A 9,488-nucleotide genomic window follows, 5' to 3' on the forward strand; every position below is an offset into this window, starting at 1 on the left:
AGGAGTGTTTCGATGCGTGCCGCCGTACGTACCTTGGTGACCCTGTGTGTGGTAGCCCTTGCCGTGTTCGCCGGCTACCAGCTGTGGCAGTACTACATGCTCACGCCCTGGACCCGTGACGCCCGTGTGCGCGCCGATGTAGTGGTGATCGCCCCTGATGTGTCTGGCTGGGTGCGCGAACTGAAGGCCCGTGACAACCAGCAGGTCAAGGCCGGCGACCTGTTGATGAGCATCGACCGCGAACGCTTCCAGGCGGCCTTTGAACAGGCCAGTGCGGTGACCGAGACCCGGGCCCAGCAACTGCGCCTGCGTGAGCGTGAGGCTGCCCGGCGCACTGCCTTGGGGCCGGAGGCGATCAGTGCCGAGTTGCGTGAAAACGCTCAGATCAATGCGGCCATCGCCCGTGGCGAGCTGCATGAAGCCGAGGCGCAGTTGCAGGTTGCCAAGATCAACCTGGCGCGCAGTGAAGTACGGGCACCGCGCAGCGGGCACATCACCAACTTGCGCCTGGCCGAAGGCAACTATGTGAATACCGGGGAATCGGTCATGGCCCTGGTGGATGATGCAACCTTTTATATCCAGGCCTACTTCGAGGAAACCAAGCTGCCGCGCATTCGCGTGGGGGATACCGTGAAAGTCTGGCTGATGGGCGCGGGCGAGCCGATGCAAGGGCATGTGGAGAGCATCAGCCGCGGCATCACCGACCGCAACAGCAACCCGGACAGCCAATTGCTGCCGGAGGTGGAACCCACCTTCAACTGGGTGCGCCTGGCCCAGCGTATACCGGTGAGGATTCGCCTGGACCAGGTGCCGGAAGGAGTGACCCTTAGCGCCGGGATGACTGCGAGTGTGCAAGTTCATGAGCAGTGATGTCGGGGGCCGCTTTGCGGCCCCAACTTCTCGAACTCAGAGGAACATCCCGCCCGAAACCTCCAGCCGTTGCCCGGTAATCCAGCCATTGCCGTCTTCCAGCAACAGCGCAATCGCCGCACCGATATCATCCGGCAAACCCACCCGGCCCAGCGCCGTATTACCGGCAATGTAATCGTTCACCTGCTGGTTATCCCGCACCACGCCGCCGCCAAAGTCAGTCTCGATCGCCCCCGGCGCCAGAATGTTCACGCGAATGCCACGCGCCCCCAGTTCCTTGGCCTGGTAGCGGGTCAGCACCTCCATCGCGCCCTTCATCGCGGCATAGGCGGCATACCCCGGCAGCGCAAAGCGCGCCAGGCCGGTGGAAATGTTGACGATGCGGCCATTGTCGACCAACAGCGGCAGTAGGCGCTGGGTAAGGAAGAATGGCCCTTTCAGCTGGATGTTCAGCAACTGGTCGAACTGCGCTTCGCTGGTTTCGACATACGGCACGTTCAGCCCGATCCCGGCATTGTTCACCAGGAAGTCGAAACGCTCGCGGCCAAAGTGCTGTTGCAGGGTTGCGCCCAGGCGCTCGGCGAAACCGGCAAAACTGGCGCTGTCGCTGACGTCCAGTTGCAGCATGGCCGCCTTGCCCCCTGCCTGCTCCAGCCCGGCCGCCACGGCCTGCGCTTCTTCCGCCTTGCTATGGTAGGTACCGATGACATCAATACCGCGTGCGGCCAGGTGTTCGGCAGCGTTGCGACCGAGGCCGCGGCTGGCGCCAGTGATCAGGGCAATCTTGCGGGTCATGGTGAAAACCTCAGGGTGAGTGGATGAGGACAGGTTATTGGTCGGTGTGGTGCTGTTAAAGCCTGCAAATATGGAAATACTGTTCGCTAAAACCGGACAGTCGAGGCCCGAGTGAACAAGCTGGAATTGTTGCGCACCTTTGTGCGAGTCAGTGAGGTCAGCAGTTTCACCCTGGCCGCCGAGAGCCTGGGGCTGCCACGCTCGACCGTGTCGGAGCAGGTGAAGGCGCTGGAGCGCATGCTGGGCACGCAATTGTTCAACCGCACCACCCGTCGGGTGCAGGCCACCCAGGATGGCGCCTTGCTGTACGAGCGTAGCAAGGACCTGTTGTCGGGCATGGACGAGATCGAGAGCCTGTTCAGCGCCGACGATGCCGAGCTGGCCGGGCGCCTGCGCATCGACCTGCCGACCATGATGGCGCGCCGGGTCATCATCCCGGCACTACCGCAGTTCCTGCAGCGTTTTCCGCGCCTGCAAGTGGAGCTCAGTTGCACCGACCGCCAAGTCGACCTGCTGCGCGAAGGCTTCGACTGCGTGATGCGCATTGGCGCCTTGCATGACCTGGACGTTGTGGCGCGGCCGGTGGGGCAACTGAGCATGCGCAACTGCGCCAGCCCTGCCTACCTGGCCCGCTACGGCGTACCGCACACACTGCAGGACCTTGCCGAGCACCAGTTGGTGCATTACGTGCGCACCCTGGGCGCGCGCAGTGCCGGTTTCGAATACCTGCAAGGCGGTGAGTTGCAGTACCAGGCCATGGCCGGTGTGGTCACGGTCAACAACGCCGAGGCCTATTCGGCGGCCTGCCTGGCCGGGCTGGGGCTGATCCAGGTGCCGGCGGTGGGTGTGGCTGAGCACCTGCAACGGGGGGAGCTGGTCTCGGTGCTGGAGGCGTGGCAGGCGCCGGCCATGCCGGTGTCGCTGCTTTATGCCCGGCAACGGCATGTGCCGCGTCGGGTACAGGCATTCATGCAGTGGTTGGGGGAGGTGCTGCACACCCAGGTCGATGCAGCGGCCAGTGATTGAGCCAAGCCATGGCGCATGGCCGGCCACTTGCGTTAGGCTGCCCCTTGCGAGTTGCCCGGCAGAGGCAACCCTTCCCCCGCCCGGCGTGCGTATCTTCCGATTTCATTGCGAGGTTACGTCATGGCCATCACTTCCCAGGATATCTGCAACGCCGCCGACCAGCTCAAGGGCTTTGTCGGTTTTCACGGCAAACGAGGCGTTCATATTGTGCGTTTTTCCGAGGACTCGTTCGGCATGGATGTGGCTGACGCCAGCATTACACCCTGCAGCGAGTTTGTGTGGCGCCCCGAGCAAGGGCAGCGCATGGCCCTGTGCCGAGAACGGCTGGCGCTGTTGCTGGAGCAGCATGTGGATGACCGCTTGAACATTGGTGAGCCGCTGCGTGCCTACCTGCGCCGGCGCGACCTGCCAGAGATCGTGGCCGAACGCAGCCTGCAGCAGCCTTGCTGAAACTGCAGAACCTCATGCAACCCCTGTAGGAGCGGGTTTACCCGCGAACACCGGCAAAGCCGGTGCCATATACCGAGTTGGGTTCTTCGCGGGTGAACCCGCTCCTACAGGGGCCGCGCCAGCTTTCAGCATTGTGCAAGGCTACAAGTAAGGGGCCGAGCGTTCTGAAGCCTGCTGCAACAACGCCGCCACCCCCGCACTTTCCAGCGGCCGGCTCAGGTAATAGCCCTGCACTTCGTGGCAGCGGTCCTTTTCCAGCAGCCTGAGCTGCTGCTCGCTTTCCACCCCTTCGGCCGTTACCGTCAGCCCCATCGCCTCGCCCAGATTGATGATGGCCTGGACCACGGCGCGGTCGCTGCCACCGGTGTTGTTAAGGCCACTGATGAAACGCTTGTCGATCTTGATGCTATCGAACGGGTAGGTGCGCAGATAGCCCAGTGACGAATAGCCGGTGCCAAAGTCGTCCATGTTCAGGCGCACGCCCAACTCCTTGAGCGACTGCATGGTGCCCAGCGCGCCTTCGATGTCATTGAGCATCACGTTCTCGGTGATTTCCAGTTCCAGGCGCTGGGCCGGGAAGGCGGTGTCCAGCAGGATCTCACGCACGTCGGCGACCACGTCGCTGCGCAGGAACTGCGCTGGCGACAGGTTCACCGAAACCACTACGTCGGCTGGCCAGTCATGGGCGGTGCGGCAGGCTTCGCGCAGCACCCAGCGGCCCAGCGCGACAATGATATCGCTTTGTTCGGCCAAGGGGATGAAGGTGTCCGGCCCCAGCAACCCTTCCTGCGGATGCTGCCAGCGCAGCAGGGCCTCGACCGCGACAATGCGCAGGTCGTTGAGGCGGTAGCGCGGCTGGTAGTGCAGTTCGAACTCCTGGTTGCGCAGGGCGCGGCGCAAGTCGTTCTCCAACTGGCGACGGTACTGGATCTGCTGGTTCATTTCGGCGGCGAAATAACGCCAGGTGTTCTTGCCATCGGCTTTGGCCTGGTACAGCGCAATGTCGGCGCAACGGATCAGTTCGCCGGCATCAAAGCCCTGGGTACGGGTCTGGGCGACGCCGATGCTGGCGCCAACGTGCAGGGGTTGGCTGTCGAGGACGATGGGTTGCTGCAGCAGGCTGATCAGCCGCGCACAAAAACGGTCGATCTCGCTGCGGTTGTCCATGCCGCAGAGCACCAGGATGAACTCGTCGCCACCCAGGCGCGCGACCAGGTCACCCTCGCGTGTGGTGTCACGCAGGCGCGTCGCCACTTCCTGCAGCACGGCGTCACCGGCGGCATGGCCAAGGGTGTCGTTGATTGGCTTGAAGTTGTCCAGGTCCAGCAGCAGCAGGGTCAGCGGCGGCGAATCGTTGCCACGCAACAGCGCCTGTTCGAGGTGGCGAGCGAGCTTGTTGCGGTTGGCCAGCCCGGTCAAAGGGTCGTGCAGCGACAGGTGCTGGATGCGTGCGTGGGCGTCGACTTCGTCGGTGATGTCGCTGGCGGTGCCACGAAAGCCGATGGGCTTGCCACCGTACCAGATCGCGCGGGCCGAAATCCGGCAGTAGCGGTTCTGGCCATTCTGGTCGCGGTAGGTGCAGCGCAAGTTGGCCAGCTGTTGCGGGTCGGCAGTGGCCAGGGTATCCAGCCAGGGCGAGAGCGGTGTGGTATCACAGGCCAGCAGCTGGTTGAGTGGGTGGCCCAGCCAATCGTCCACTGGGTAGCCGGTGACGTTGGCAAAGCGTTGCGACAGGTACGTCAGGCGTTGTTGCCGGTCGGTTTCCCAGATCCAGTCGGACGCCGACTCGGCTACCGCACGGAAACGCTGCTCGCTGGCTTCCAGGGCTTGGTTGCTTTGCTGCAGGTGCACGAGCGTGAGGTCGATCGCCCGCGAACTGCGCAAGGTATGGCGGAACAGGTACAGCATGATCAAGCCGAGTATCAGCAGGGCGCTCACCAGCGGTGGCAATACCGCCCGCAGCAACTGCCGCCCCGGTAGCGGGCTGCTCCAGGACAGGTGATAGCCGGTGTCGCCCAGGGCGATGCGCAGGTGGCCGTGTTCGGCCACATCGTCCTTTTCCACGTGCATGCCGGTCAGGCCGGCGCCGCTGCCAAGCCGCGCCAGCTTGTCCTCGGTGAGCTGGTCGACGAACAGCATCACCGGTGCCTGGCTCACCTCGCTTTCGCTGACATCCCGGTCCGGGCGCACGGCTGCGGCGCTGACCACGGCCGGCCAGCCGTTGAACAAGACGAACCGGGTGATCTGTTCGCGTGCAATGGCGGCTGCACGGGCTTGCTCGATGATCGGCTGCAGCGGTGCATCTATATAGGTGCTGGCGGCTGCCTGGCTGGGTTGGCCTTTGAACAAGGCATAGGTGGTGCGCGCGTTTTCCAGCACGAACACGCCTTCGTAGCCACTGGCGCTGTACAGCGACTCGCCCACGTTCTTTTCTTCGTAGGCCCATTTCCAGTCGGCCTGGCCTGCCAGGTGCTCGAAGGCGGCATCCCACACGGCGTAGCTGGACAGAAACTGGCGCGAGGCGAGCAGCCTCTGCTCAAGCGCCTGGGTAGCCTGAGCGGCACTGCGCTGTCGCTCCTCTTGATCAAGTGTGGCGGCGATATCGAACAGGGCGACCAGGGTGACCAAGCTGGCCAGGCCAAAAACTGCGCTGAAGCCTGCAATGAGGCGGCGCACCTGGAAGCGCGGCGTGGGGCTGGTGGGTGGAAGGTTGGCGGTCCTGGCCATACGCGAGCGGCTCCTTCAAGCAGCCTCCCGTCAAGTCGTCAGGCAGGAGGTTCAATCAGGATAGGCCAGCCTGAGCGTGGCAGCTTCGCTGCGGGCAAAATTGACCTGGTCACGGCCAGCGTGTTTGGCGGTGTACAGCGCCTTGTCCGCGTGCTCAAGCCAATGCTCGGGGGATTCCAGGCCGGCCTCGAACGGCGACAGGCCGATGCTCAGGCTGATGCGCAGGTGCGGCAGTTGCGGGTTGCGGTAGCTGGCGACCTGCTCGCGCAGGCGCTCCATGGCAAGGCAGGCTTGGGCCTCGTTGGTGTCTGGCAGGATTACGCAGAACTCGTCACCCCCGTAACGCCCGGCCTGGTCGCCGTCGCGCAGGTTGCGCCGCAGCTCAGCGCTGAGTTGGCGCAGCACGCAGTCACCCACCACGTGGCCGAAAGTATCGTTGATGGTCTTGAAATGGTCGATATCGATCAGGGCAATCACCGCGTGCCCCTGTTGCTGCTGGCAGGCCTGGAACTTCAGCAGCAGCAGGTCTTTCCAGGCGCCGTGGTTGAGCAAGCCGGTCAGGCTGTCGGTGAGGCTCAAGGCGCTTAGCCGGCGCTTGTGGTCGGCCAGCTTGATCGCCAGCTGGTAGCAGACCCAGCCCAGGGCCAGCGGATAGAGCGTCAGCATCGGCAGGCAGGCATAGATTTGCAGGGGCGTGGCATTCAGTTGCAAGCCGGGGCCAAATACCAGGACCGCGGTAAGCATGCCGGCAAACTGAGCAAGCGCACCCCTGAAGACCAGGCGCTTGCCGCCCGCAGCCACGTTGTTCATGGTCATCATCGACAGCACGGTCACACTGGGCAGTGGGTTGAACTGCATGGCGGCGGTCCAGAACCCGCCCATCAACGAGTCCAGCAGCAGGTTGCGTTGTTCAGCGTGGTAAGGTGCCACCGAGCGGGAGGCCCACAGGTAAGCCACATGCGGCCAGAGCAAGCCGTTGAACAGCATCAGCAGCCATACCCAGGTGGGCGGCGACAGCGGCGCCATGCCGGCCAGGACACTAAGCAGGCCGATGCCCATGCCGATGACACGCGGCAGGTAGATGCGCTTGACGAATGAAAGCCCTTTGCCGCTGCGGTTGTCCATCATGGTCATTGATCTTCTGCCGGGGCACCGTTTATCGCATAACTTGCGTGAATATTGTTGATCAGTGTTTCATCGGCGAAAAATGACCTTACAAGCCAATTCACGGTTGATTCGATCACTGTGGGGTAACATGAAGGCTTTCCTGTTGCTCGGAGTGTTGCTGATGGTTGATTTGGCCAATGCTGCCGGCGAACCGGCGCCGCAGCAGGACGGACGTTTTCACAACCAGGCGTCGTTGCCACAAGATGGCGTGTTGAAGAAGCTGCGCATCGGGCTGAAGTACCTGTTCCTGCGTAAACCACCCGAGACGCGCCCGGCCACGCCGATCAGCCTGCAGCCCATGACCCGTCAGCAGGTGCTCGACGCCCCCGATCACAGCCTCTGGCGCCTGGGCCACTCAACGGTATTGCTCAAGCTGCGCGGGCACTTCTTTATTACCGACCCTGTGTTTGCCGAGCGCGCCTCGCCGGTGCAGTGGGCCGGTCCGCTGCGTTTCCATGCGCCGCCCCTGACGCTGGAGGCGTTGCCGCCGCTGGCTGCGGTGGTGCTGTCGCACGATCACTTCGACCACCTGGATGAACAGGCGATTCGCCTGCTGGCGTCGCGTACCGATGTGTTTCTGGCGCCGCTGGGGGTGGGTGACCTGTTGATCCGCTGGGGTGTTGCACCGGCAAAGGTGCGCCAGCTGGACTGGTGGCAGGAAAGCGAGGTTGAGGGCGTACGCTTCGTTGCCACCCCGGCGCAGCATTTTTCCGGGCGCGGGTTGCTGGACAGCAACCGGACCTTGTGGGCGTCCTGGGTGATCGTCGACGAGGACGTGCGGGTGTTCTTCAGTGGGGATACCGGGTACTTCGACGGGTTCAAGCAGATTGGCGAGCGTTTCGGGCCGTTTGACCTGACCCTGATCGAGACCGGGGCCTACAACGTTGCCTGGCCCGATGTACACATGCAGCCAGAGCAGAGCCTGCAGGCCCACCTGGATTTGCGCGGGCGCTGGATGCTGCCGATCCACAACGGCACCTTCGACCTCTCGCTTCACGGCTGGCAGGAACCGTTCGAACGCATTCTGGCGCTGGCCAACCAGGCGCAGGTACGCTTGAGTACCCCGCAGATGGGCGAGCGGGTCAGCCTTGACTCACCCCATGCGGGGCAGAACTGGTGGCAGCCCAAGCCTGTGCGTGAGCGGGGGCGGTCAGCTGAGCGTGCAGTGACGGCGCGCTGAGTTTCATGTTTTGCCTTCCTCTCGGCGTGGGGAGGGTGGCTGCTGGTCTTTCAATAGCCGCGAGGGTGGCTTGCCGCTGTCACTGCGCACCTGTGCGTGGCTGATCAGGCCAAAGATGAAGCTGCCACCGATGATGTTGCCTGCCAGTGTCGGCAGTGCGAACTCCAGCCAGAAACTGCGCCAGGTTTCATCGCCGGCCCAGACCAGGTAGGACACTTCGACCGAACCCACCACTATATGAGTGAAGTCGCCAAGGGCCATCAGGTAGGTGATCATCAGGATGATCCAGATCTTGGCGTGCTCCATTGACGGTATCATCCACACCATTGTGGCGATCATCCAGCCCGACACGATGCCTTTGGCGAACATCTGGCTGATGTCGTTCTTCATGACCTTGCGGCCGACTTCAAGGAAGGCAACGTCGGTCTTGCTGTCGAAGATCGGCAGCTCCAGCATCACCCAGGCCACTAGCAGGGTGCCGGCCAGGTTACCTAGCAGCACCACGCCCCATAGGCGAAGCAGCCGACCGAAGTTGGCCAGGGTAGGGCAGGTCATGACCGGCAGCACGGCGGTCAGGGTGTTCTCGGTGAACAGTTGCTGGCGCGCCAGGATCACGGCAAGGAAACCGGCGCTGTAGCCGATGCTGGCAACGACCTGGGCACTGTCACCTTCTGGCAGGCGGGCGTAAAACAGCCCCATGGCCATGAGCGAGAGCCCCATGGACAACCCCGCAGCCAAGGCCGACCACCACAGCGCGGCGAGTGTGCGCTCAAGTTCCTGATCGCCCTGGTAACGAATGATCTCGTGTAGCACCGCCGCCCGGGGCGGCTGGTTCTGGCTGACTTCCTGCTCTTCTTCGCTGGACAGGCCCGGGGTTTTCTCGCTTTGCGCATCGCTCATGGCCGCTACGCTCCATGGGGGTGTTTCTCTACAGATTCGCTGCGCTTTCATTAGTTGCCAGTTGGCGGCCAAATGCTGGTCGAAAGTTTTTTCAGATCAAGGTGTTGACTCTGATTTCAAACCGCGTATTATTCGCCTCCTCGCAGCGATGAACGCTTCGGGGCAAGCAGTAAAGCGTTGAAGTTGTTAGCTTTCTTAGGAAGGCAGTTTTAAAAAACTTCAAAATAAACGCTTGACAGCAAATGAGGAAAGCGTAGAATGCGCGCCTCGGTTGAGGCGAAAAGCTCTTAGCCAAACGCTCTTTAACAAATCGAATCAAGCAATTCGTGTGGGTGCTTGTGAGTACGGACTGATAGTCAAAAAGATTATCAGC

The 9,488-nt window shown here is 62.7% G+C and carries 8 protein-coding genes; 4 read left to right on the forward strand and 4 right to left on the reverse strand.

The features are described from left to right. The first annotated feature begins 12 nt into the window (after positions 1–12). Positions 13–870, forward strand: a complete 858-nt coding sequence (locus tag ACIP1G_RS24515; RefSeq protein WP_400741546.1) for an efflux RND transporter periplasmic adaptor subunit — start codon at positions 13–15, stop codon at positions 868–870. Between the two features lie 36 nt (positions 871–906). Here ACIP1G_RS24515 and ACIP1G_RS24520 read toward each other — a convergent pair whose 3' ends face one another. Then, positions 907–1,665, reverse strand: a complete 759-nt coding sequence (locus tag ACIP1G_RS24520; protein WP_400741549.1) for an SDR family NAD(P)-dependent oxidoreductase — start codon at positions 1,663–1,665, stop codon at positions 907–909. 111 nt (positions 1,666–1,776) lie between these two features. Between ACIP1G_RS24520 and ACIP1G_RS24525 the strand changes: the two genes are divergently transcribed. Together ACIP1G_RS24525 and ACIP1G_RS24530 are read left to right on the forward strand one after the other, a co-directional pair. Next, positions 1,777–2,691, forward strand: a complete 915-nt coding sequence (locus ACIP1G_RS24525; protein WP_400741552.1) for a LysR family transcriptional regulator — start codon at positions 1,777–1,779, stop codon at positions 2,689–2,691. A gap of 120 nt (positions 2,692–2,811) precedes the next feature. Next, positions 2,812–3,141 carry a DUF2025 family protein gene (locus tag ACIP1G_RS24530; protein ID WP_400741555.1) on the forward strand — a complete coding sequence of 110 codons (330 nt, stop codon included), beginning with the start codon at positions 2,812–2,814 and terminating at the stop codon, positions 3,139–3,141. A 141-nt stretch (positions 3,142–3,282) separates the two neighbouring features. Here ACIP1G_RS24530 and ACIP1G_RS24535 read toward each other — a convergent pair whose 3' ends face one another. Both ACIP1G_RS24535 and ACIP1G_RS24540 read right to left on the reverse strand, forming a co-directional pair. After that, a complete protein-coding gene (locus ACIP1G_RS24535; RefSeq protein ID WP_400741557.1) occupies positions 3,283–5,868 on the reverse strand; it encodes an EAL domain-containing protein in 2,586 nt (861 codons plus the stop codon). 51 nt (positions 5,869–5,919) lie between these two features. Then, entirely contained in the window at positions 5,920–6,993 is a 1,074-nt protein-coding gene (locus tag ACIP1G_RS24540; protein WP_400741564.1) for a diguanylate cyclase, read from the reverse strand. A 130-nt stretch (positions 6,994–7,123) separates the two neighbouring features. On the opposite strand from ACIP1G_RS24540, the gene ACIP1G_RS24545 reads away from it, so the two are divergent. Then, positions 7,124–8,215 (forward strand): MBL fold metallo-hydrolase, encoded by a 1,092-nt coding sequence (locus ACIP1G_RS24545; RefSeq protein WP_400741560.1) that lies wholly within the window; start codon positions 7,124–7,126, stop codon positions 8,213–8,215. A 3-nt stretch (positions 8,216–8,218) separates the two neighbouring features. Here the strand turns inward: ACIP1G_RS24545 and ACIP1G_RS24550 are convergent, their stop codons facing one another. Further along, positions 8,219–9,115, reverse strand: a complete 897-nt coding sequence (locus tag ACIP1G_RS24550; RefSeq protein WP_400741562.1) for a formate/nitrite transporter family protein — start codon at positions 9,113–9,115, stop codon at positions 8,219–8,221. Positions 9,116–9,488 lie beyond the last annotated feature (373 nt).

Origin of the sequence: Pseudomonas sp. NPDC089392 (assembly GCF_044749595.1) — a bacterium.
Classification (GTDB): domain Bacteria; phylum Pseudomonadota; class Gammaproteobacteria; order Pseudomonadales; family Pseudomonadaceae; genus Aquipseudomonas.